The sequence below is a fragment of the Pseudomonas sp. EpS/L25 genome, assembly GCF_001512295.1.
GTDB lineage: Bacteria > Pseudomonadota > Gammaproteobacteria > Pseudomonadales > Pseudomonadaceae > Chryseomonas.
Map to the genome: position 1 here is coordinate 1 of NZ_LNUP01000018.1, position 22,344 is coordinate 22,344.

The window sequence follows — 22,344 nt, forward strand, 5'->3', positions numbered from 1 at the left end:
GCGTGGAAAACCCGCCAAGGTAGCCCTGATCGCCTGCCTACGCGTCTTGCTGATTCGGCTCAATGCCATGCTCAGGGACGGTACTCCTTGGCGATCTGAGCCCGCTTGAGAAGACAGTTGCTCCTACAGGGAGTGATGCTCTCGTAGGAGCGGCCCATGGCCGCGATGGCGCACCGAACGCTTAGCCGGTAGGGTGGAAAACCGCGTAGCGTTTTCCACGCGCAGGCTTTCAGGCAGGTGGCGTCAGGACTTGCCGATCTATAGGTGGAAAAGGCTACCCCCGTTTCCACGCCACGTTCTTGATCGCCATGGCCGCGATCAAGAACCATCACTTCCCACCCCCTGCCTCATCCAACAGCCCCATGAACGCCTGGGCCGCGTTCGAATGGGTGCGTTCCGTATGCAGGATGTACCCCAGTCGCCGCTCCAGCTGGATGCCCGGCAACGGCAGCTGGCGCACCTGATCGTCCAGCAGCGTCCGTGGCAATACGCTCCAGGCCAGTCCGATGGACACCAGCATCTTGATGGTCTCCAGGTAGTTGGTACTCATGGCGATGTTGGGCGTCAGCCCCTGGGCATCGAACAGTCCATGGACGATCAGCCGGGTGAAGGTATTGCCGCCGGGAAACACCGCCGGATGCCGTGCCACGTCGGCCAGGGTGACCCGCTCCTGATTGGCCAGCGCATGCTCGGGCGCCGCGACGAAATCCAGCGGATCGCTCCACACCGGCACCGCCTTGATCGGCACCGCGGTTTGGGGTGCCAGGGTGATGATGGCCAGTTCCACCCGTCCATGCAGGATCTCGTCGTAGGCCGCCTCCGAATCGAGAAAGCGGATATCCAGCGCCACTTCCGGATATTCCCGGGTGAAGCGCCTCAGGATCGGCGGTAGACGATGCAGGCCGATATGGTGACTGGTCGCCAGCGTCAGCCGGCCGCCGATGGCACCATTGAGATTGGTCAGGGCACGCCGGGTGTCATCTATCACGCCTAGAATCTGATAGGCGCGGGGGAGCAGGGCGCGGCCCGCCTCGGTCAGGCTGACCTCGCGCCCGATGCGGTCGAACAGCCGCAGCCCCAGCTGCTGCTCCAGCGCGGCGATGCGCTTGCTCACCGCCGGCTGGGTCAGGTGCAGGCGCTCGCCGGCGTCGGAGAAGCCGCCGGTTTCGGCGACGGCGACGAAGGCATTGAGATTGGCGAGGTCCACGACTTTGAATTCCTGTTGGTTATGCGCTTCATGAAAAAGATGAATTTGTTTCATGCGAGCCTAGCGCGGTATCTTTGACCCCACAAGCACCAAGGGCATGCAAAGGCCCGTGCCGTTCCACGCCTGATGAGGAATCCACCCATGGCTGGCAAGACGCTCTACGACAAACTCTGGGATATGCACCTGGTCAAGCAGCGCGACGACGGTTCGGCGCTGCTCTACATCGACCGCCACATCATCCACGAAGTGACCTCGCCCCAGGCCTTCGAAGGCCTGCGTCTGGCCGGCCGCAAGCCCTGGCGCCTGGACGCCAACCTGGCGACGCCCGACCACAACGTGCCCACCACCCCGGATCGCAAGGAAGGCCTCGACTCCATCAAGGACGAGATCTCGCGTATCCAGGTCAAGACCCTGGACGAGAACTGCGATGACTTCGGCGTCACCCAGTTCAAGATGAACGACATCCGTCAGGGCATCGTCCACGTCATCGGCCCGGAGCAAGGTGCCGTGCTGCCCGGCATGACCGTGGTCTGCGGTGACTCCCACACCTCCACCAACGGTGCCTTCGGTGCCCTGGCCCACGGCATCGGCACCTCCGAGGTCGAGCACGTGCTCGCCACCCAGTGCCTGGTGGCCAAGAAGATGAAGAACATGTTGGTGAAGGTGGAGGGTGAATTGCCCTTCGGTGTCACCGCCAAGGACATCGTCCTCGCCGTCATCGGCAAGATCGGCACCGCCGGCGGTAACGGCCATGCCATCGAGTTCGCCGGCAGCGCCATCCGTGCCCTGTCCATGGAAGGCCGCATGACCATCTGCAACATGTCCATCGAGGCCGGTGCCCGCGTGGGCATGGTGGCGGTGGACCAGACCACCATCGATTACGTCGAAGGCCGTCCCTTCGCGCCCACCGGCGCCGTCTGGGAAGCCGCCGTGGCCCAGTGGCGTGGCCTGGTGTCCGATGCCGATGCTCACTTCGATACCGTGGTCGAGCTCGACGCCGCCCAGCTCAAGCCGCAGGTCAGCTGGGGCACCTCGCCCGAGATGGTCCTGGCCGTCGACCAACAGGTGCCGGACCCGGCCCGCGAAGCCGATCCGGTCAAGCGCGGCTCCATCGAGCGCGCCCTGAAGTACATGGGCCTCAAGGCCAATCAGCCGATCACCGACATCGTGCTGGATCGCGTCTTCATCGGTTCCTGCACCAACTCCCGCATCGAGGACCTGCGCGCCGCCGCCGCCGTGGCCAAGGGTCGCAAGGTCGCCGCCACCCTCAAGCAGGCCCTGGTGGTGCCGGGCTCCGGCCTGGTCAAGGCCCAGGCCGAGCGTGAAGGCCTGGACAAGGTCTTCATCGAAGCCGGTTTCGAGTGGCGTGAGCCGGGCTGCTCCATGTGCCTGGCGATGAACGCCGACCGCCTGGAGAGTGGCGAGCACTGCGCCTCCACCTCCAACCGCAACTTCGAAGGCCGTCAGGGCGCCGGTGGCCGTACCCACCTGGTGAGCCCGGCGATGGCCGCCGCTGCCGCCATCGCCGGTCGTTTCGTCGACGTCCGCGACTTCGCCACCGCCTGAGGAACCCGACCATGCAAGCCTTTACCCAGCACAGCGGTTTGGTCGCACCCCTGGACCGCGCCAACGTCGACACCGACCAGATCATTCCCAAGCAATTCCTCAAGTCGATCAAGCGCACCGGCTTCGGCCCCAATCTGTTCGACGAATGGCGCTATCTGGACGTCGGCCAGCCCGGCCAGGACAACAGCAAGCGCCCGCTGAACCCCGAGTTCGTGCTCAACCAGCCGCGCTACCAGGGTGCCAGCATCCTGCTGGCCCGCGAGAACTTCGGCTGCGGTTCCAGTCGTGAGCACGCGCCCTGGGCGCTGGATGGCTACGGCTTCCGTTCGGTGATCGCGCCCAGCTTCGCCGACATCTTCTTCAACAACAGCTTCAAGAACGGCCTGCTGCCGATCATCCTGAGTGACGCCGACGTGGACGAGCTGTTCCGCCAGGTCGAGGCCAACGAGGGCTACCAGCTGACCATCGACCTCCAGAGCCAGACCGTGCGCCGGCCCGATGGCGTGGCCCTGACCTTCGAGATCGACGCCTTTCGCAAGCACTGCCTGCTCAATGGCCTGGACGACATCGGCCTGACCCTGCAGGATGCCGACGCCATCGCGAGCTTCGAAGCCCGCTATCGCCAGAGCAGTCCCTGGATGTTCCCCAGCGCTTGACCCAGCCGCCGATCCCCGGGATCGGCGCTCTTCCCGGAGGCTCCATGAGCGGTGACCACGAGCAACACGTACAGCAGCAATTCGGCGCCACCGCCGAGGCCTATCTGACCAGTGCCGTCCATGCCCAGGGCGCCGAGCTCCTTGAGCTGCGCGACGCCGTGGCCCAGCGGGAAGGCGCCAAGGTGCTGGATCTCGGTTGCGGTGGCGGTCACGTCAGCTACAACGTCGCGCCGGTGGCCGGGCAGGTGGTCGCCCTGGACCTGGCCGAGGAAATGCTCTCGGTGGTCAAGCGCAGCGCGGCCGAGCAGGGCCTGGACAACATCAGCGTCCAGCCCGGCATGGCCGAGCACCTGCCGTTTGGCGACGCCAGCTTCGACTTCGTCTTCAGCCGCTATTCGGCGCACCACTGGCGCGACATCGGCGCGGCCCTGCGCGAAGTGCGCCGGGTACTGCGACACGGTGGCGAAATGGCCATCATCGACGTGGTCTCGCCGGCCAACCCGCGCCTGGACACCTACCTGCAGACGGTGGAGATCCTGCGCGACATCAGCCATGTGCGTAACTACTCCCTGGCCGAGTGGCACCGCCTGCTGGACATGGCCCGTCTGGGCGTGACCCGCTGCCGCCGCCAGCGCCTGCGCCTGGACTTCGCCAGCTGGACCGAGCGCATGCGTACGCCCGAGCCCCAGTGCCAGGCCATCCGCAGCCTGCAGAGCAAGATCGGCCAGGAAGTCCGCCAGTATTTCGAAATCGACCGCGACGGCTCCTTCAGCGTCGACGTCATGGTTCTCTGGGCCCAGCCCATCTGATTTGGAACAGGAAAAGACAATGAGCAAGCAGATCCTCATCCTGCCGGGGGACGGCATCGGTCCGGAAATCATGGCCGAGGCGGTCAAGGTGCTGGAGACGGTCAATCGCGACTACGAGCTGGGCTTCGAGTTGGTCCATGACGACCTGGGCGGTGCCGCCATCGACCGTTATGGCGTGCCCCTGGCCGACGAGACCCTGGAGCGTGCCCGCGCGGCCGATGCCGTGCTGCTGGGCGCCGTGGGCGGTCCCAAGTGGGACAAGCTCGAGCGCGACATCCGTCCCGAGCGCGGCCTGCTGAAGATTCGCTCCGCCCTGGGCCTGTTCGGCAACCTGCGACCGGCCATCCTCTATCCGCAACTGGCCGAGGCTTCCACCCTCAAGCCGGAAGTGGTGTCAGGCCTGGACATCCTTATCGTCCGGGAGCTCACCGGCGGCATCTACTTCGGCTCGCCACGCGAGACCCGGGTGCTGGAGAATGGCGAGCGCCAGGCCTTCGACACCCTGCCATACAGCGAAGGCGAGATCCGCCGCATCGCCCGCGTCGGCTTCGACATGGCGCGTCTGCGTGGCAGGAAGCTCTGCTCGGTGGACAAGGCCAACGTGCTCGAATCCAGCCGCCTGTGGCGCGAAGTGGTGGATGAGGTGGCCAAGGACTATCCGGACGTCGAGCTCAGCCATATGTACGTCGACAACGCTGCCATGCAGCTGGTCCGTGCGCCCAAGCAGTTCGATGTCATCGTCACCGACAACATGTTCGGCGACATCCTCTCCGACGAAGCCTCGATGCTCACCGGCTCCATCGGCATGCTGCCCTCGGCCTCCCTGGATGCCCACAACAAGGGCATGTACGAACCCTGCCACGGCTCGGCACCCGATATCGCCGGCCAGGGCGTGGCCAACCCCCTCGCGACCATCCTCTCGGTGGCCATGATGCTCAGATACACCTTTGGTGCCGCCGTGGCGGCCGAGGCCATCGAGGCGGCGGTGGGCCAGGTGCTGGACCAGGGGCTGCGGACCGGCGACATCTGGTCGGAAGGCAAGCAGCGGGTCGGTACCCGCGAGATGGGCGAAGCAGTAGTAGCGGCGCTCGTTAGGCGTTAATCTGATCGGCCGCCAGGGCGGGCGGCCGTCCTCAAGACAACAAAGGTGCAGTAGCGATGAAGCGTGTAGGTCTGATCGGTTGGCGTGGCATGGTGGGCTCCGTGCTCATGCAGCGCATGCTCGAAGAGCGGGATTTCGACTTGATCGAGCCCGTGTTCTTCACCACCTCCAACGTCGGCGGTGAAGGCCCCGCCATCGGCAAGGGCGTGGCACCGCTCAAGGATGCCTACAGCATCGACGAGCTGAAGACCCTCGACGTCATCCTCACCTGCCAGGGCGGCGACTACACCAGCGAGGTGTTCCCCAAGCTGCGCCAGGCCGGCTGGAAAGGCTATTGGATCGACGCGGCTTCCAGCCTGCGCATGCAGGATGACGCCGTCATCGTGCTGGACCCGGTCAACCGCCGGGTCATCGACCAGGCCCTGGCCGATGGTCGCAAGGACTTCATCGGCGGCAACTGCACCGTCAGCCTGATGCTGATGGCCCTGGGCGGGCTGTTCGAAGCCGGTCTGGTGGACTGGATGAGCGCCATGACCTACCAGGCCGCCTCCGGCGCCGGTGCCCAGAACATGCGCGAGCTGATCCGCCAGATGGGCGCGACCCACGCCGCCGTGGCCGACAGCCTGGCCGATCCGGCCAGCGCCATCCTCGACATCGACCGCCAGGTCGCCGAGACCCTGCGCAGCGAAGCCTTCCCCACCGAGCAGTTCGGCGTGCCCCTGGCCGGCAGCCTGATCCCCTGGATCGACAAGGAACTGCCCAATGGCCAGAGCCGCGAAGAGTGGAAGGCCCAGGCCGAGACCAACAAGATCCTCGGTCGCTTCAAGAACCCCATCCCGGTGGACGGCATCTGCGTACGCATCGGCGCCATGCGCTGCCACAGCCAGGCGCTGACCATCAAGCTGAACAAGGACGTCCCGCTGTCCGACCTCCATGGTCTGATCAGCCAGCACAACCCCTGGGTCAAGCTGGTGCCGAACAACCGCGACGTCAGCATGCGCGAGCTCACGCCGGCGGCCGTCACCGGCACCCTGAGCGTGCCGGTCGGCCGGCTGCGCAAGCTCAACATGGGCTCCCAGTACCTGGGCGCCTTCACCGTGGGCGACCAGCTGCTGTGGGGCGCCGCGGAGCCGCTGCGGCGGATGCTGCGGATCCTGCTGGAGCAGTGAACCGACGGCATAACGTTTGCCAGTGGAGGAGGGCCGCCAGTAAAGTGCGGCCCTCTTTCGTTTTGGACCGCCTATCATGACTGCCAGAGATATCGCCCTCGTTGGTGCGACCAGCGCCTACGGCGAAGCCATTCGCGAACTGCTGGACGAGCGTGACGTGCCCCTCGGACGCCTGCACCTGCTCGCCAGTGGTGAATCGGCAGGTCAGAATCTGCCCTTCCGAGGCAGCAACCTGAGAGTCACAGGGCTCGAAGGCTTCGATTTCGCCCAGGTCGGCATCGCCATCCTCGCCGTGCCCGCCGCCGTGGTGGAGACCTTGAAGCCGCAACTGGCCGCTGCCGGCTGCGCGGTGCTGGACCTCAGCGGTGCCTCGGCCGCGGCATCCGTGCTGCCACGTATCAACGGCGAGCGCCTCGATAGCCTGCCCGCCGCGCCCTGGCTCGGCGTACCCCTCGCCGCTGCCCAGGCCGCTGCCAGCGTGGCGGCCGTGCTGGCGCGCCGCAACAGCCTGACCGATGCCTCCCTGACCGCCTGTCTTGCCGCCTCCGGTGCGGGGCGCGGTGGTGTCGAGGAACTGGCGCGCCAGGCGACCGAGTTGCTCAACGGTCGCCCCGTCGAGGCCCGGCTGTTCGAAGGCCAACTGGCGTTCAATCTACTCGGTCGTACCGGTGCTCCCGTAGCGGATGGCTATACTGCCCAGGAACATCGTTTGTTGGACGAATGTCAGCAGCTACTGGGCGAAGCCTTGCCGGTGCTGGACGTCACGGCGCTGCAGGCGCCGGTGTTCTTTGGCGACAGCCTGGCGCTGAGCCTGAGGGGCGAGGAGCCCTGGCAGCTGGAGCAGGTGCTCGAGGCGCTGGGTGACGAGCCCGGGCTGGCGCTCGATGAAGAGGTTGATTGTCCTTCCGCGGTGGGCGATGCCCTGGGGCGGGAGGAGGTGCTGGTGGGGCGGGTACGGCTGCATCCGCGAGATGCGCGGAGGCTGGAATGCTGGTTGGTGGCGGACAACGTCAGATTGTCGGCGCTGACTGCCGTTCAGCTGGCCGAATTGTTGCTTAAACAGTCGGCCTAAAAGATACTCCGTGAAACGTTTCGCCCTGGTCGCCTGAGCGACGGGGCGTTGACGCAGCACGCAGCGATGGACACAGGCGCCGCTCTCCTGGCGCGGTCGATAGCTTCTAAAAAGGGACGGTCATGGTTCGAGTTCAGAAACTGGTGCGGGCAATTGCAGCGGCGAGCGCCTTGATGTCCGGCGCAGCCCAGGCACTCAGCCTGGGGGAGATCCACCTCAATTCCGCTCTCAACCAGCCTTTCGATGCCACCATCGATCTGTCGGACCTGCGTGATCTCGGCTCCGCCGACTTGCGGCCCGGCCTTGCCTCTCCTGAAGAGTTCGGCAAGGCCGGGGTGGATCGCGCCTTCTTCCTGAACGATCTGAAGTTCGCGCCGGAAACGCGCAATGGTCGCACGGTCATCCGCGTCACCTCGGCCCGTCCGGTGCGCGAGCCCTATCTGAATTTCCTGCTCGAGGTGAATTGGCCCAGTGGCCGCATCCTCCGCGAGTACACCGTGCTGCTCGATCCGCCGCTGTATACCCCGCAGGCGGCCGCGGCTCCCTTCGCCCCCCAGGTCCAGGCGACCCCGCGGCCCCGCGCGACCGGCCCGGACGCCCCGCGCCCGACGGCGGCACCCGCGGCGCCGGTGCCCAGTGCCCCCCAGGCGCCCGGTACCTACACCACCGAAGCCCGCGACACCCTGTGGGAAGTCGCCGCGCGCAACCGGCCTTCGGGCAGCGTCAGCGTCGACCAGACCATGCTGGCGATCCAGGACCTCAACCCGGACGCCTTCATCGACCGCAACATCAACCTGATGAAGAGCGGTCAGGTGTTGCGCCTGCCCGATCAGGCCCAGGTCAAGACGCGCTCCCAGCGTGAAGCCGTGGCCGAGATTGCCCGCCAGACCCGTGCCTGGAAGCAGGGGGGCGACAGCGCCGCGTCCGGCACGCCGCGCCGCCAGGTGGACGCCGCCAGCCAACCGGGTGCCACCGAGGCGCCTGCTGCCGCTGCCCCCCGGGACAACCTCAAGCTGCTCTCCGGCCAGCCGACGAACAAGCCGGGCGATGCCGCCAACGGCAAGGGTGGCAAGGTCAGCGACCAGGCCCTGGCCGATCGCCTCGCCGTGACCCAGGAAAGCCTGGACACCACGCGCCGCGAGAACGATGAACTCAAGAGCCGTCTGGGCGACCTGCAATCGCAACTCGACAAGCTGCAGAAGATCATGCAGCTCAAGGATGCCCAGCTCGCCCGCATGCAGGCCACCATGGCCAATCCCCAGGCTGCGGGCCAGCCCGCGCCGAGCACGTCCGAGGCGCCAGCGACGGCGACGCCGCCGGTGAATGGCGCGCCGCCAGCGACCCAGGAGCCCAGCGCGGCCGTGCCGGCCGCTACGCCGCCTGCGGAGACGCCGCCTGCCCAGCCCGCCACACCGCCTGCCAGCGAGGCCGGCACCGGCACGGCGCCGCCAGCCGCCAGCGAGCCCAAGGTCATCCCCGTCACGCCGAGCACCCCGGCCACGCAGCCCACCGAGGCGACCAACAGCTTCCTCGACGACATCCTCAGCAATCCGCTGTGGCTCGGCATCATTGGCGGCAGCGCCTTGCTGGCCCTGCTGGTGCTGCTGATGGTCAATTCGCGGCGCAATGCGGTGAAGGAAGCCGAGCGCGCCCGTGAGGCCGAAGCGGCGCGTACCGATACCGCCTTCGAGCCGGACCCGGAACTTGGCGATCACCACGGCCTTGCCGGTCTGGAGCTGAGCCAGAATGCCCAGGATGCGAGCCGTGACGCCGATGCCCAGGACGATGCCCTGGGCCAGGCGGACATCTACATGGCCTACGGGCGCTTCAGCCAGGCGGCCGAGGTGCTCAAGAAGGCCAGCGACCAGGAGCCCCTCCGCGCCGACCTGCGCCTCAAGCTCATGGAGGTCTATGCCGAGATGGGCGACAAGGACGGCTTCCAGCGCGAGGAGAGCGAACTCAAGGAAATTGGCGGTGCCCAGCCGGCGGTCGATCACCTGAAGTCGCGCTATCCGGCCATGGCTACCATGGCCGTGGGCGCTGCTGCCGTGGGGGCCGCGGCCCTGGCCGCCGCCCACGAATTGAGCGAGGAATCCACGCGCAACCAGGGATTCTCGGCCACCGAGGACAGCCAGGACTTCGACCTTTCCCTGGATGATTTCGGCAACGACGAGCCTCGCCCGGCCGCCGGCCCGGCCGAAGAGCCCCTGTTCGGCGAAGCCTTCGCCGAGGCCCAGGCCAATGGCCGGGAGGCCCGCGACGATTTCGATTTCGACCTCAACTTCGATCCGGCACCCGCCGGTTCGTCTGCCAATCCGGCGGCCAAGGACGATGACTTCGCCCTGGATTTCAGCGACTTCGAACGCCAGGGCGATCTGGCGCGGGACGAAACCAGTGCGCCGTCCACGGCGGATTCGGCTTTCGATGAGCCGCTGAGCCCCCGCGAGCCGGTCGCCGACAGCGAGTTGCCGGCCAATTTCGACCTGGCCGATTTCGAGGAGCAGCCGGCACCCAAGCGTGAGAGCGACGAGGAATTCGCCGCCCGCCTGCAAGAAGCTTCCCGCCAGTTCGATGCCGAGACCACGAAGGGTGCCGCCGCCGGGGAGGGCGTGGACGATTTCGACTTCCTCTCCGGTGAGGACGAGACCGCGACCAAGCTGGACCTGGCGCGCGCCTATATCGACATGGGCGATCCCGAAGGGGCCCGCGACATCCTCGACGAGGTACTGGCCGAGGGCAATGCCGGGCAACAGCAGGAGGCCCGGGAGATCCTCGCCCAACTCAGCTGAGATGCGCCAGGCTTGGCAGAGGAGGGGAGGCGGCTATAAGCTGCCTCCCCTTTTTTTCGCCTGGCCGCCGCTGTGGATTTTCTCGACCCCACCCTGACCGCTCCCCCGCAACGCATCGCCCTGGGCGTCGAATACAAGGGCGCTCGTTATCGCGGCTGGCAACGCCAGCAGCCGGGGGTGCGCTCGGTGCAGGAAACCCTGGAGGCGGCACTGTCCAAGGTCGCGGCGGCGCCCATCAGCCTGAGCTGCGCCGGGCGCACCGATGCCGGCGTCCACGCCAGTGGCCAGGTGGTGCATTTCGATTCGCCGGTGGAGCGGCCGCTCAAGGCCTGGGTGCTGGGTACCAACGCCAACCTGCCGTCGGACATCAGCGTGACCTGGGTCCAGCCGGTCAGCGATGCCTTCCATGCCCGCTTCAGTGCCATGGCCCGGCGTTATCGCTATGTCATCTACAACGACCCCATTCGACCCGCACACCTGGCGGAAGAGGTGACCTGGAACCATCGGCCTCTGGACCTCGAGCGCATGCGCGAGGCGGCTCAGGTGCTGATCGGCACCCACGACTTCACCTCCTTCCGTGCCAAGGAATGCCAGGCCAAGTCGCCGCTCAAGACGGTGCATCACCTGCGGCTGTGGCAGAACGACCGCTTGCTGGTGCTGGACATTCGCGCCAACGCCTTCCTCCATCACATGGTACGCAACATCGCGGGGGTGCTGATGGCGGTGGGCTGTGGTGATCGGCCGGTGGAATGGGTGGCCGAGGTGCTGGCGGCGCGCGAGCGGCGCCAGGGCGGGGTCACGGCCCATCCCTTCGGTCTCTACCTGGTGCGGGTGGAATATCCCGACCACCTGCAGGTACCGGAGCGCCCCCTGGGCCCGCTGTTCCTGGGGCGGGTACCGGAGCTGGATGACCCCCAAGGCTGACGCTGGGCGGGCGGTCTGCTAACATCCATCGATTTGGGACGAGGTCATTCCAGTTTGGCTAACGTTCGAGTGAAGATCTGCGGGATCACCCGGGTCGAGGATGCCCTGGCCGCCGCGGCGGCCGGTGCCGACGCCATCGGCCTGGTGTTCTACGCCCGCAGTCCGCGGGCGGTCAGTGCGGCCCAGGCCCGGCAGATCGTGGCGGCCTTGCCGCCCTTCGTGACCAGCGTGGGGCTCTTCGTCGATGCCTCGCCCTGCGAGATCGAGGAAACGCTGGACGCCGTGCCCCTGGATCTCCTGCAGTTCCACGGCGACGAGACGCCGGCCCAGTGTGCCCGTTATCGTCGCCCTTACATCAAGGCGCTGCGCATGCGCGCGGATATCGACCTCGCCGCCATCGCCCAGGACTACGCCGACGCTCGCGGGCTGCTGCTCGACACCTACGTCGCCGGCGTGCCCGGTGGCACCGGCCAGGCCTTCGACTGGACGCGGGTGCCGCAAGACCTGGCGCTGCCGTTGATCGTCGCGGGCGGCCTGGAGGCGGGCAATGTCGCCACGGCCATCGCGGCGGCGCGGCCCTATGGGGTGGATGTGAGTGGCGGCGTGGAACGGGCCAAGGGCATCAAGGATGCGGCTGAGATCGCGCGATTCATGGCTGCCGTGCGGAGTGCCCCTATCCCCTGATGTGACCCTCGCGGGACGGTGGCCGTCCACACCTGCGACATATTTGACAGGCTCGCCCCGGCAGGCCTGAAGTCCGACCCCGGCGGAGTCGGCATTGAGACGTGGCAGTGGCCCGCAACTGAGCGGGCATTGCCGAACCCTATATACGGATGCTCAAGGAAGGCGTGGCCTAGGTCGCGCTGGGAGCCCATGCAAGTGGAGAGAGATGCATGAGCAATTGGCTGGTCGACAAACTGATTCCTTCCATCATGCGGTCCGAGGTGAAGCGCAGTTCGGTACCGGAAGGTCTTTGGCACAAGTGTCCGGCCTGCGAAGCGGTCCTCTATCGTCCGGAGCTGGAAAAGAACCTGGACGTGTGCCTGAAGTGCGGTCACCACATGCGCATCAATGCGCGTCGCCGCCTGGACATCTTCCTCGATGCCGATGGGCGTGAAGAGCTGGGTGCCGAGCTGGAGCCGGTGGATCGCCTGAAATTCCGCGACAGCAAGAAGTACAAGGACCGCTTTACCGCGGCGCAGAAGGAGACCGGCGAGAAAGACGCCCTGATCTCCATGCGTGGCACCCTCAAGGGCATGCCGGTGGCGGTCTGCGCCTTCGAATTTTCCTTCATGGGCGGCTCCATGGGCGCCGTGGTGGGTGAGCGTTTCGTCCGTGCCGCCAACGTGGCGCTGGAAGAGCGCTGCCCGCTGGTCTGCTTCTCCGCCTCGGGCGGTGCGCGGATGCAGGAGGCCCTGATCTCCCTGATGCAGATGGCCAAGACCTCCGCGGTGCTGGCGCGCCTGCGTGAAGAGGGCATTCCCTTCATCTCCGTGCTGACCGATCCGGTCTATGGCGGCGTCTCCGCCAGTCTGGCGATGCTGGGTGACGTCATCGTCGCCGAGCCCAAGGCGCTGATCGGCTTCGCTGGCCCCCGTGTGATCGAGCAGACCGTGCGCGAAAAACTGCCGGAAGGCTTCCAGCGCAGCGAATTCCTGCTGGACCACGGCGCCGTCGACATCATCGTGCCACGCAGGGAACTGCGTGATCGCCTGGCCCGCCTGCTGGCGACCTTCCAGCACCAGCCGGCTCCGGCAGCCTGATGTCTTCGCGCAGCCTCGCGCAGTGGCTGGCCTATCTCGAGCAGCTGCATCCGTCGGCGATCGACATGGGCCTGGACCGGGTGCGCGAGGTTGCGCAGCGGCTGGGCCTGACCCGGCCGGCGCCGCGGGTGGTGACCGTCACCGGCACCAACGGCAAGGGCTCCACCTGCGCCTTTCTCGCCAGCCTGCTGCGCGCCAACGGTCAGCGGGTCGGCGTCTACGCCTCGCCGCACCTGGTGCGCTACAACGAGCGGGTGGACGTCGAGGGTATCCTCGCCAGCGATGACGACCTCTGTACCGCCTTCGCTGCGGTGGACGCCGCACGCGGCGAGATCAGCCTGACCTATTTCGAGATGGGCACCCTGGCGGCCTTCTGGCTGTTCGAGCGGGCCCAGCTGGACGTCGCCGTCCTCGAGGTCGGTCTGGGTGGTCGCCTGGATGCGGTGAACCTGATCGACGCCGATCTGGCGCTGGTCACCAGCATCGGCCTGGATCACGCGGAATGGCTGGGCGATACCCGCGAAAGCGTGGCGGTGGAAAAGGCCGGTATCTTCCGTGCCGGCAAGCCGGCCCTCTGTGGCGATCTGGAGCCACCCGCGCCGCTGACCGAAGCCGCCGAGCGCCTGGGCGCGCCCCTGCTGCAGCGGGGCGAAGCCTTCGATCTGCGGATCGAGAGCGCCGGCTGGTTCTGGCGCGGGCGCGATGCCCAGGGTAACGACCTGACGCTGGCCGGTCTGCCTTTGCTGGATCTGCCCATGGAAAATGCCGCCCTGGCGTTGCAGGCCTATGCCTTGCTCGGACTGCCCTGGATTCCCGAGAGGATCGCCGCGGCCCTGCTGGCCACGCGCATGGCCGGCCGGCTGGATCGTCGCCAGGTGGCATGGGCAGGGGAGCGGCGCCAGGTGCTGCTGGACGTGGCCCACAATCCCCATGCGGCCGAGTACCTGGCGCGCCGCCTGACCATGAAGCCTGTCGCAGGTGTGCGCCGCGCCGTGTTCGGCGTGCTGGCGGACAAGGATCTGGACGGTATCCTGGCACCGCTGGAACGACTCTTCGCCAGTTGGGCGGTAGCCACGCTGCCGACCGGTCGCAGTCGTGACGGTACCGAGGTGGCGGCCATCCTCACCGCCCGGGGCGCCCAGGCGGAGGTCCACGACTCCCTGGTCGCCGCCTTCGATGCCCAGTTGGCGGCCAGTACCGCGGACGACGAAGTGGTCGTGTTCGGCTCCTTCTACAGCGTCGCCGAGGTGCTCGCGCAGCTCACCCCTCTATCCGAATCCGCGGAGACCTAACCCATGCTCAAGCAGCGAGTCATCGGAGCGCTGGTGCTGCTGGCGCTGATCATCATCTTCGTGCCCATGCTCTTCAGCCGCCAGGACGACGCCCGCAAGGTGGTGGTCGAGACCCCGCCGCAACCCGCCGCGCCGACCGTGCCCAGCACCACCGTGCAACCGGTGCAGACGCCCGAGGCGCCGCCGGTGGAAGTGGTGCCCGACGATCCGGCCAAGCCACTCGGCAAGCCGCAGACACCCATTGCCGGAACCGCTAGCCAGGCGCCGGTGCAGAACGCTCCGGTCAGTCCGCCGCCAGCCCAGCCCCAGGCTGCGCCCTCTGCCCCGATCGCCAAGGTGCCGCCGACCACTACGCCTGCAGCGCCGACCGCTACCCCGGCACCGGTAGCCAAGCCCGATACACGGCTGGGCGCCGCCAATCTGCCAGTCAGCTGGTCGGTCCAGCTCGCCAGCCTGTCGTCGCGTCCCAGTGCCGATGCGCTGCAGGCCAAGCTGCGCAGCCAGGGTTACAACGCCTACGTGCGTACCGCCGATGGCATGAACCGGGTCTTCGTCGGGCCGGTGATAGAGCGGACCGAGGCCGATCGGCTGCGCGACCAGCTCAACAAGCAGAATGGCGTCAAGGGCTTCGTCGTACGCTTTCAGCCGGAGCGCGGTTAACCCGGTCACAAGGCTCTGCTAGAATGCAGGGCCTTTTTGTAAGTGGACCTTGCCGTGGGCTTCACCTGGGTGGACTGGGCGATCGTCGCCGTCGTCATCGTTTCCAGCCTGATCAGTCTCAGGCGTGGCTTCGTCAAGGAAGCGCTGTCGCTGGCCACCTGGATCGTCGCCGGCGGCGTCGCCTGGGTGTTCGGCGGGGCCCTGTCGACCTACCTGGTGGACTACATCCAGGTACCTTCGGGGCGAGTGATCGCCGCCTGCGTCATTCTCTTCGTGCTGACGCTGCTGGTGGGTGCTCTGGTGAGCTTCTTGCTTGGTGAATTGATCCGTGTCACGGGCTTGTCGGGTACCGACCGTTTCCTGGGCATGGCCTTCGGCGCCGCCCGTGGTGCCTTGCTGATCACCGTGGCCGTGGGTCTGTTGAGCCTGGGGCCGGTGCAGCAGGACGGCTGGTGGCAGCAGTCGGTGCTGGTACCGCATTTCCTGTTGGTGGCCGATTGGTCGAAGAATCTTCTGCTGGGCTTCGCTGGCCAATGGCTGGGCGCTACGCCCATGCCGAGTCTGCAGATGTTGCCGCAGTTGGGGCCCAAGGCTCCTTGAACCGTTTTTCAGGCTCCGTTCCGCCGGGGTCATCCGGCGATGGTTCGCCATCGCATCACTTGAAACAGTGGGGTCGCGTCACATGTGTGGCATCGTAGGTATCGTGGGCAAGACGAACGTCAACCAGTCGTTGTACGACGCGCTCACCGTCCTTCAACATCGCGGTCAGGATGCCGCCGGTATCGTGACCAGTCGGGACGGCAAACTCTACCTGCGCAAGGACAACGGCCTGGTCCGTGATGTCTTCCAGCAGCGGCACATGCAGCACCTGATCGGCCATATGGGCATCGGCCACGTGCGCTATCCCACCGCCGGCAGCTCCAGCTCCGCCGAGGCGCAGCCGTTCTACGTGAACTCGCCCTATGGCATCACCCTGGCGCACAACGGCAACCTGACCAATGTCGAGCAGCTGTCGCGGGAGATCTACGAATCCGACCTGCGCCACGTCAACACCACCTCCGATTCCGAGGTGCTGCTCAACGTCTTCGCCCACGAGCTGGCCGTGCGCAACAAGCTGCAGCCCACCGAGGACGACGTCTTCGCCGCGGTCTCCGAGGTGCACGAGCGGTGCCGCGGGGGCTATGCCGTGGTGGCCATGATCACCGGCTACGGCATCGTCGGCTTCCGCGACCCCAACGCCATTCGCCCCATCGTCTTCGGCCAGCGCCACACCGAATACGGCGTGGAGTACATGATCGCCTCCGAGAGCGTCGCCCTCGACGTGCTCGGCTTCACCCTGATCCGCGACCTGGAGCCGGGCGAAGCGGTGTACATCACCGAAGACGGCCGTCTCTACACCCGCCAGTGCGCGCAGAACCCCCAGTACGCGCCGTGCATCTTCGAGCACGTCTACCTGGCCCGGCCGGATTCCATCATCGATGGCATCTCGGTATACAAGGCGCGCCTGCGCATGGGGGAGAAGCTCGCCGAGAAGATCCAGCGCGAGCGCCCGGACCACGACATCGACGTGGTCATCCCGATCCCCGACACCAGCCGCACCGCGGCTCTGGAACTGGCCAACCACCTGGGCGTGAAATTCCGCGAGGGCTTCGTCAAGAACCGCTACATCGGCCGGACCTTCATCATGCCCGGCCAGGCCGCACGCAAGAAGTCGGTGCGCCAGAAGCTCAATGCCATCGAGCTGGAGTTCCGCGGCAAGAACGTGATGCTGGTGGACGATTCCATCGTGCGCGGCACCACCTGCAAGCAGATCATCCAGATGGCCCGCGAAGCCGGCGCCAAGAAGGTCTACTTCTGCTCGGCGGCACCGGCGGTGCGGTTCCCCAACGTCTATGGCATCGACATGCCCAGCGTGCACGAGCTGATCGCCCACGGCCGCACCACCGAGGAAGTCGGCGAACTGATCGGCGCCGACTGGCTGCTCTATCAGGATATACAGGACCTCAAGGAAGCCGTGCGCACCCGCAAGGCGCCCAAGGTCGAGCAGTTCGACTGCGCGGTGTTCGACGGCGAGTACATCACCGGCGACGTCGACGCGGCTTACCTGAATCGCATCGAGCAGGCGCGTAACGACGCGGCCAAGGTCAAGCACCAGGCAGTCAGCGCCATCATCGATCTCTACAACGACTAAGGAGCTGCACATGAGCCAAGACTGGGATGCCGGACGCCTGGACAGTGATCTCGAGGGCGCGGCCTTCGAGACCTTGGCAGTGCGGGCCGGGCAGCAGCGCTCGCCGGAAGGCGAGCACGGCGAGGCACTGTTCCTGACCAGCAGCTACGTCTTCCGCACCGCCGCCGACGCGGCGGCGCGGTTCGCCGGCGAGGTGCCAGGCAACGTCTATTCGCGCTACACCAACCCCACGGTGCGCACCTTCGAGACCCGCATCGCGGCCCTCGAAGGCGCCGAGCAGGCGGTGGCCACCGCCTCGGGCATGTCGGCCATCCTGGCCATGGTGATGAGCCTGTGCAGCGCCGGCGATCACGTGCTGGTCTCGCGCAGCGTGTTCGGCTCCACCATCAGCCTGTTCGAGAAGTACTTCAAGCGCTTCGGCATCGAGGTGGACTATCCGCCGCTGGCCGACCTGGAGGCCTGGCAGGCAGCCTGCAAGCCCAACACCCGGCTGTTCTTCGTCGAGTCGCCGTCCAACCCTCTGGCCGAGCTGGTGGACATCACCGCCCTGGCCGAGATCGCCCATGTCCAGGGCGCGCTGCTGGCGGTCGACAATTGCTTCTGCACCCCGGCGCTGCAGAAGCCGCTGGCACTGGGTGCCGACATCGTCATCCATTCGGCGACCAAGTACATCGATGGTCAGGGCCGCGGCATGGGGGGCGTGGTCGCCGGTCGGGTCGAGCAGATGAAGGAAGTGGTGGGTTTCCTGCGCACCGCCGGGCCGACCCTCAGTCCCTTCAACGCCTGGCTGTTCCTCAAGGGCCTGGAGACGCTGAAGATCCGCATGCAGGCCCACAGCCAGACCGCGCTGGAATTGGCGCGCTGGCTGGAAGGGCAGCCGGGTATCGAGCGCGTCCACTATGCCGGCCTGGAAAGTCATCCGCAGCACGAGCTGGCCCGACGCCAGCAGTCTGCCTTCGGCGCGGTGGTGAGTTTCGAGGTGGCGGGTGGACGTGACGCCGCCTGGCGCTTCATCGATGCCACCCGGATGATCTCCATCACCACCAACCTGGGTGATACCAAGACCACCATCGCCCACCCGGCGACCACCTCCCATGGCCGGCTGTCGCCGGCCGAGCGAGCCAATGCCGGGATCCGCGACAGCCTGATCCGCGTGGCCGTAGGTCTGGAAGACCTGGGTGATCTGCAGCAGGACCTCGCCCGCGGTCTGGCGGCGCTATGAGTCTGACGTTCGCACCGGTGGAACCGCGGGTTGCCCTGGTCACGGGCGCGGCCCGTGGCATCGGCCTCGGCATCGCCGCCTGGCTGATCGTCGAGGGCTGGCGCGTGGTGATAGCCGACGTCGAGCAGGCACGCGGTGCCAAGGTGGCGGAGGCCCTCGGCGAGCGGGCCTGGTTCGTCGCCCTGGACGTGGCGGACGAGACCCAGGTGGAGGCGGCGGTCGCCCAGGTGATCGGCCAGTTCGGTCGGCTGGACGCCCTGGTCAACAACGCCGGGCTCGCCACCGCCCAGGGGCAACCGTTGGAAAGCTTGGCGCTGGGCGAGTGGCGCCGGGTACTTGGGGTGAATCTGGATGGCCCCATGCTCCTGGCCAAGCATTGCGCGCCTTACCTGCGTGAGCAGCTGGGTGCCATCGTCAACATCGCCTCGACTCGCGCCCAGCAGTCCGAGCCACACAGCGAAGCCTATGCCGCGAGCAAGGGCGGGCTGCTGGCCCTGACCCACGCGCTGGCCATCAGCCTGGGGCCGGAGGTGCGGGTGAATGCGCTCTGTCCGGGCTGGATCGACGCGCGCGATCCCCATGAGCGTGAAGCCGAGCCGCTGTCGGCTGCCGATCACGGGCAGCATCCAAGCGGGCGGGTAGGGACGGTCGAGGACGTGGCGGCCTGCGTGGCCTGGTTGCTCGGCGGCAATGCCGGGTTCATCACCGGCGAAGCCATCACCCTGGACGGTGGCATGACCCGCAAGATGATCTACGCCGACTAGCCCTCAAAGGCTGCTGCGCATCGGCCCAACTGCGTTGAAAAGACCCTGGATCGCCAGCCCGGCCTGGGCGGCCCCGTTGCAATGCTCATTTACCACTCGTAAACCCGGGCGCGGGTCCGATCCGCTTCCTCAGGTCTTTGATTCGCTGTCGCTCACCCTACGGGCCAGCCGTTGGCTGTTGCTCCCATTGGTCGTTGCGCCTGGTTTGGCTCCAGCTTGCGAGCCTTTGAACAGGCCTTCATGAAAAAATAAAATTGGAAAAATCCTTGACGGATCAAGGAGCTATGAGCAGAATGCGCGTCACCCGAAGGGGATGGCTGATTAGCTCAGCTGGGAGAGCACCTGCATCACACGCAGGGGGTCGGCGGTTCGATCCCGTCATCAGCCACCAATCTCCTCGGGAAGTGTTCCGCAAGGTACACGCACTGCGCGGCGGTAGTTCAGTCGGTTAGAATACCGGCCTGTCACGCCGGGGGTCGCGGGTTCGAGTCCCGTCCGCCGCGCCACATAGCTCACTTCAGGTCCTCTGAACTGCCTGAACGAGACGAAGAAAGCTGCCCAAGGGCAGCTTTTTTTGTGCCTGGAGAAAAGCGGGGGAACGACTCAGGCGGTGCACCTATCCCTCATCCGGCCGCTGCGGCCGAGACCGCCTAGTGTGGTGTTTCAGAAGTTCGCGCAGAAATTGGCGAGTGATTTTTCGGCGGGGCTAGGCGCCGCGACGAGTCATGGCAGGGCTATGACGAGGAGTGGCAACAACGCCCACGCCGAAAAAACGCCGCCAAAATCGTGCAGTTAATTTCTGAAACACCACACTAGCGCGCGCGACCGAACAACTCCACCAGCACGCCGCGCAGCCAGCGGTTGCCGGCATCCTGGTGATAGCGGGCATGCCAGTGCTGCTTGACCGTGAAGCCCTCGATGGGCACCGGACATTCCAGGACCTGCAGGCCATAGGTGTCGGCCAGTGTCTGGCCGATGTGGCGGGGCAGGGTCACCAACAGGTCGGTGCTCTGGATCACCGCGCCGACACCGAGGAAACCGGGCAGCTCCAGCACGATCCGGCGTTTCGTCTGCGCCCGCACCAGGCCGGCGTCCAGCAGTTTCTGGCCGGTACCGGCGCTGACCTGGACATGGCCTTCGCGCTGGTAGTCCGAGATCGTCAGCTGGCCGTCGATGCGCGGGTGCGTCGGGCCGGCGAGGCAGACCCAATCCTGGGGAAACAGCACCTGCTGGTAGATGCCGCCACCCAGCCAGGGAATGAAGCCGATGGCCAGGTCAGCTTCGCCGATTTCCAGTGCCTGCTCGGTGTGGCCATCGATCCGTGCCAGTTCCAGGCGTACCCCCGGGGCGATCTCGCGCAGCCGCTCCAGCAGGCGCGGCAGCAGGGTGATGTGGCTGGCGTCGCTCAGGCAGAGGCGAAACAGCCGCTGGGCGGTCGCCGGATCGAAGGCGACCTCCCAGTCCACCAGGCGGCGCAGGGATTCCAGCACTTCACGGCAGGGGGTGATCAGCGCCTCGGCCTGGGGGGTGGGCTTCATGCCGCCGGGGGTGCGCACGAACAGGGGGTCGCGCAGCTGCTGGCGCAGCTTGCCCAGCCAGAGGCTGATGGTGGGCTGGCTCTGGCCCAGTCGCTCGGCGGCCCGGGTGACGCTACCGGTGCTGTAGAGCACCTCGAACAGCAGCAGTAGCTTGGGTTCCGGCAGGCCGTCGCTGGCTGGCATTATCAGAATTCCTGATGGGCGAATTGAGTTCATTGTATAGCTCAACATCGCGGCTCGGCCTAGGGTAGGGACTCAACAAGGAGCCCTGATCCCATGAGAATCTGCATCCTCGGCGCTGGCGCGCTGGGCAGTACCTTCGGTGCCTGGCTGAGCGAAGCGGGACACGACACCTGGCTGCTCAACCGGCCCAATGCCCATATCGAGGCCATCGGCCGGGACGGCCTGGAGGTCGAGACGCCCGACGGCAGTCGCCGGGTTCAGGTCCGGGCCGCGGTGGCCGCCGAGGCCGTCGGGGTGGTCGATCTGGTGGTGGTGCTGGTCAAGTCCTTCGCTACCGCTGAGGCCATGACCCAGGCGCGGGCACTGGTCGGTCCCGAGACCCTGGTGCTTTCGCTGCAGAACGGCCTCGGCCATGAGGAGCTGCTGGCCGGGATCGTCGGCCGCGAGCGGGTGATCGCCGGCAAGACCTATGTCGGCGGCGTACTGCTCGGACCGGGGCGGATCCGCAGCGGGGTGGCGGGCAAGCAGACCCTGATCGGCGAGCTCGACGGCCAGGTCACGCCGCGGGTCCAGGCGGTCGCCGAGGCCTTCGGCGGCGCGGGCCTCGCCACCACGGTCAGCGCCAACATCCGCGGCACCCTGTGGGACAAGCTGCAGGTGAACGTCGCCACCGGGGCCCTCACCGGCATCACCCAGCTCACCTACGGCCAGCTCTACAGCGAGCCGTTGCTGCGCGACATCGCCTTGCAGGCGGTGGCCGAAGCCATCGCGGTGGCCCGCGCTGCCGGCGTCGAGCTGGGGCTGCAGGAGCCGGAAGCGGCCTGGCAACTGGCGCGCGAAGGGCTGGCGCCGTCGTTCAAGACCTCCATGCTGCAGAGCCTGCAGAAGGGCTCCATTACTGAAATCGACTTCATCAATGGCGCGGTGGTGCGGCTCGGCCAGCAGTACCGCGTACCGACCCCGGTCAACGCCACGCTGGTCGCCTGCATCAAGGGCATCGAGCGGGCCATGGCCGACCGACAACAAGAGGACGCCAAACCATGAGCATTCCCAAGGCCTATCTGGAACACGTGGCCATCTGGGTGAAGGACATCCACTGGCACATTCGCTTCTTCCACGAGGTGTTCGGCATGACCCTGCGCGAGGTCCACGGCACGCTGGAGGAGCCCACCCAGTACTGGACCCTGGGCGGCATGCAGTTCATGAGCAAGCCGGACTTCGCCGGCCCCGAGGGGCGCCTGGGCCACCTGGGGTTGATGTGCGAGGACGTCGACGCCGCTCTGGCCGCCGCCCGCTGCTTCGCGGGGGTGGAGGAAATGCCCCAGGGCCATAACTGGCTGCGCCTGCCCGATGGCCTGGCGCTGGAGTTCATCCAGGCCGTGCCGGCCAGCGCCGTGCACGACGCCCTGGCCGTCAACGCCCGGCAAACCGAGTGAC

At 66.7% G+C, this 22,344-nt stretch carries 20 protein-coding genes, 2 tRNA genes and 1 pseudogene; 21 read left to right on the forward strand and 2 right to left on the reverse strand.

Annotated features, from left to right (window positions below; all coding sequences use genetic code 11):
• Positions 1–109: pseudogene (locus tag AR540_RS26150) on the forward strand (IS110 family transposase); the annotation flags it as partial.
• A gap of 219 nt (positions 110–328) precedes the next feature.
• Here AR540_RS26150 and AR540_RS22355 read toward each other — a convergent pair.
• Positions 329–1,207 carry a LysR family transcriptional regulator gene (locus AR540_RS22355; RefSeq protein WP_059232171.1) on the reverse strand — a complete coding sequence of 293 codons (879 nt, stop codon included), beginning with the start codon at positions 1,205–1,207 and terminating at the stop codon, positions 329–331.
• A 141-nt stretch (positions 1,208–1,348) separates the two neighbouring features.
• Here AR540_RS22355 and leuC point away from each other — a divergent pair, with 141 nt between their 5' ends.
• The 18 genes from leuC (at position 1,349) to AR540_RS22445 (ending at position 19,692) form a co-directional block, all read left to right on the forward strand.
• Positions 1,349–2,773, forward strand: coding sequence for a 3-isopropylmalate dehydratase large subunit (gene leuC, locus AR540_RS22360; protein WP_059232172.1), 1,425 nt, complete (start codon positions 1,349–1,351; stop codon positions 2,771–2,773).
• 11 nt (positions 2,774–2,784) lie between these two features.
• A complete protein-coding gene (gene leuD / locus AR540_RS22365) occupies positions 2,785–3,429 on the forward strand; it encodes a 3-isopropylmalate dehydratase small subunit (RefSeq protein ID WP_059232173.1) in 645 nt (214 codons plus the stop codon).
• 44 nt (positions 3,430–3,473) lie between these two features.
• Positions 3,474–4,238, forward strand: coding sequence for a class I SAM-dependent methyltransferase (locus AR540_RS22370; protein ID WP_059232174.1), 765 nt, complete (start codon positions 3,474–3,476; stop codon positions 4,236–4,238).
• A 19-nt stretch (positions 4,239–4,257) separates the two neighbouring features.
• Positions 4,258–5,340, forward strand: a complete 1,083-nt coding sequence (gene leuB, locus AR540_RS22375; RefSeq protein ID WP_059232175.1) for a 3-isopropylmalate dehydrogenase — start codon at positions 4,258–4,260, stop codon at positions 5,338–5,340.
• A gap of 56 nt (positions 5,341–5,396) precedes the next feature.
• Positions 5,397–6,509 (forward strand): aspartate-semialdehyde dehydrogenase, encoded by a 1,113-nt coding sequence (asd, locus tag AR540_RS22380; protein WP_059232176.1) that lies wholly within the window; start codon positions 5,397–5,399, stop codon positions 6,507–6,509.
• A 76-nt stretch (positions 6,510–6,585) separates the two neighbouring features.
• Complete coding sequence (locus AR540_RS22385) at positions 6,586–7,581, forward strand: aspartate-semialdehyde dehydrogenase (RefSeq protein ID WP_059232177.1); 996 nt, start codon at positions 6,586–6,588, stop codon at positions 7,579–7,581.
• A gap of 173 nt (positions 7,582–7,754) precedes the next feature.
• Positions 7,755–10,370 (forward strand): FimV/HubP family polar landmark protein, encoded by a 2,616-nt coding sequence (locus AR540_RS22390; protein WP_059232178.1) that lies wholly within the window; start codon positions 7,755–7,757, stop codon positions 10,368–10,370.
• A gap of 60 nt (positions 10,371–10,430) precedes the next feature.
• On the forward strand, positions 10,431–11,294 hold the full coding sequence (gene truA, locus AR540_RS22395; protein WP_236712119.1) for a tRNA pseudouridine(38-40) synthase TruA: 864 nt from the start codon (positions 10,431–10,433) through the stop codon (positions 11,292–11,294).
• Between the two features lie 54 nt (positions 11,295–11,348).
• Entirely contained in the window at positions 11,349–11,978 is a 630-nt protein-coding gene (locus AR540_RS22400) for a phosphoribosylanthranilate isomerase (protein WP_059232180.1), read from the forward strand.
• A 209-nt stretch (positions 11,979–12,187) separates the two neighbouring features.
• On the forward strand, positions 12,188–13,057 hold the full coding sequence (accD, locus tag AR540_RS22405) for an acetyl-CoA carboxylase, carboxyltransferase subunit beta (RefSeq protein WP_059232181.1): 870 nt from the start codon (positions 12,188–12,190) through the stop codon (positions 13,055–13,057).
• A complete protein-coding gene (folC, locus tag AR540_RS22410) occupies positions 13,057–14,349 on the forward strand; it encodes a bifunctional tetrahydrofolate synthase/dihydrofolate synthase (protein ID WP_059232182.1) in 1,293 nt (430 codons plus the stop codon). Before accD ends, folC begins: the two co-directional genes overlap by 1 nt.
• 3 nt (positions 14,350–14,352) lie before the next feature.
• Entirely contained in the window at positions 14,353–15,009 is a 657-nt protein-coding gene (locus tag AR540_RS22415; RefSeq protein ID WP_059232183.1) for an SPOR domain-containing protein, read from the forward strand.
• A 54-nt stretch (positions 15,010–15,063) separates the two neighbouring features.
• Positions 15,064–15,609 carry a CvpA family protein gene (locus AR540_RS22420; RefSeq protein WP_059232184.1) on the forward strand — a complete coding sequence of 182 codons (546 nt, stop codon included), beginning with the start codon at positions 15,064–15,066 and terminating at the stop codon, positions 15,607–15,609.
• A gap of 82 nt (positions 15,610–15,691) precedes the next feature.
• Entirely contained in the window at positions 15,692–17,200 is a 1,509-nt protein-coding gene (purF, locus tag AR540_RS22425; protein WP_059232185.1) for an amidophosphoribosyltransferase, read from the forward strand.
• 10 nt (positions 17,201–17,210) lie between these two features.
• The gene (locus tag AR540_RS22430) at positions 17,211–18,422 is read left to right on the forward strand and encodes an O-succinylhomoserine sulfhydrylase (protein ID WP_059232186.1); all 1,212 of its coding nucleotides are present in this window, start codon (positions 17,211–17,213) and stop codon (positions 18,420–18,422) included.
• Positions 18,419–19,186: an SDR family oxidoreductase gene (locus AR540_RS22435; protein WP_059232187.1), complete on the forward strand. Its 768-nt coding sequence runs from the start codon at positions 18,419–18,421 to the stop codon at positions 19,184–19,186. Before AR540_RS22430 ends, AR540_RS22435 begins: the two co-directional genes overlap by 4 nt.
• 315 nt (positions 19,187–19,501) lie before the next feature.
• Positions 19,502–19,577, forward strand: a tRNA-Val gene (locus AR540_RS22440).
• Positions 19,578–19,615: 38 nt separating this feature from the next.
• Positions 19,616–19,692: transfer RNA gene (locus AR540_RS22445), tRNA-Asp, on the forward strand.
• 306 nt (positions 19,693–19,998) lie between these two features.
• Here the strand turns inward: AR540_RS22445 and AR540_RS22450 are convergent.
• Positions 19,999–20,907 carry a LysR family transcriptional regulator gene (locus AR540_RS22450; RefSeq protein WP_059232188.1) on the reverse strand — a complete coding sequence of 303 codons (909 nt, stop codon included), beginning with the start codon at positions 20,905–20,907 and terminating at the stop codon, positions 19,999–20,001.
• A 93-nt stretch (positions 20,908–21,000) separates the two neighbouring features.
• On the opposite strand from AR540_RS22450, the gene AR540_RS22455 reads away from it, so the two are divergent.
• Together AR540_RS22455 and AR540_RS22460 are read left to right on the forward strand one after the other, a co-directional pair.
• Positions 21,001–21,951, forward strand: a complete 951-nt coding sequence (locus tag AR540_RS22455) for a ketopantoate reductase family protein (RefSeq protein ID WP_059232189.1) — start codon at positions 21,001–21,003, stop codon at positions 21,949–21,951.
• Entirely contained in the window at positions 21,948–22,343 is a 396-nt protein-coding gene (locus AR540_RS22460; RefSeq protein WP_059232190.1) for a VOC family protein, read from the forward strand. The genes AR540_RS22455 and AR540_RS22460 overlap by 4 nt, the downstream gene beginning before the upstream one ends.
• The last annotated feature ends 1 nt before the right edge of the window (position 22,344 follow it).

What these genes read in the sequence shown, in the direction of transcription:
- purF (WP_059232185.1), top strand. Translation starts at nt 15,692, where the DNA reads ATGTGTGGCATCGTAGGTATCGTGGGCAAGACGAACGTCAACCAGTCG.
- AR540_RS22460 (WP_059232190.1), top strand. Translation starts at nt 21,948, where the DNA reads ATGAGCATTCCCAAGGCCTATCTGGAACACGTGGCCATCTGGGTGAAG.
- leuC (WP_059232172.1), top strand. Translation starts at nt 1,349, where the DNA reads ATGGCTGGCAAGACGCTCTACGACAAACTCTGGGATATGCACCTGGTC.
- AR540_RS22450 (WP_059232188.1), bottom strand. Translation starts at nt 20,907, where the DNA reads ATGCCAGCCAGCGACGGCCTGCCGGAACCCAAGCTACTGCTGCTGTTC.
- AR540_RS22415 (WP_059232183.1), top strand. Translation starts at nt 14,353, where the DNA reads ATGCTCAAGCAGCGAGTCATCGGAGCGCTGGTGCTGCTGGCGCTGATC.
- AR540_RS22430 (WP_059232186.1), top strand. Translation starts at nt 17,211, where the DNA reads ATGAGCCAAGACTGGGATGCCGGACGCCTGGACAGTGATCTCGAGGGC.
- AR540_RS22455 (WP_059232189.1), top strand. Translation starts at nt 21,001, where the DNA reads ATGAGAATCTGCATCCTCGGCGCTGGCGCGCTGGGCAGTACCTTCGGT.
- AR540_RS22370 (WP_059232174.1), top strand. Translation starts at nt 3,474, where the DNA reads ATGAGCGGTGACCACGAGCAACACGTACAGCAGCAATTCGGCGCCACC.
- folC (WP_059232182.1), top strand. Translation starts at nt 13,057, where the DNA reads ATGTCTTCGCGCAGCCTCGCGCAGTGGCTGGCCTATCTCGAGCAGCTG.
- AR540_RS22435 (WP_059232187.1), top strand. Translation starts at nt 18,419, where the DNA reads ATGAGTCTGACGTTCGCACCGGTGGAACCGCGGGTTGCCCTGGTCACG.
- asd (WP_059232176.1), top strand. Translation starts at nt 5,397, where the DNA reads ATGAAGCGTGTAGGTCTGATCGGTTGGCGTGGCATGGTGGGCTCCGTG.
- leuB (WP_059232175.1), top strand. Translation starts at nt 4,258, where the DNA reads ATGAGCAAGCAGATCCTCATCCTGCCGGGGGACGGCATCGGTCCGGAA.
- leuD (WP_059232173.1), top strand. Translation starts at nt 2,785, where the DNA reads ATGCAAGCCTTTACCCAGCACAGCGGTTTGGTCGCACCCCTGGACCGC.
- AR540_RS22385 (WP_059232177.1), top strand. Translation starts at nt 6,586, where the DNA reads ATGACTGCCAGAGATATCGCCCTCGTTGGTGCGACCAGCGCCTACGGC.
- AR540_RS22390 (WP_059232178.1), top strand. Translation starts at nt 7,755, where the DNA reads ATGTCCGGCGCAGCCCAGGCACTCAGCCTGGGGGAGATCCACCTCAAT.
- accD (WP_059232181.1), top strand. Translation starts at nt 12,188, where the DNA reads ATGAGCAATTGGCTGGTCGACAAACTGATTCCTTCCATCATGCGGTCC.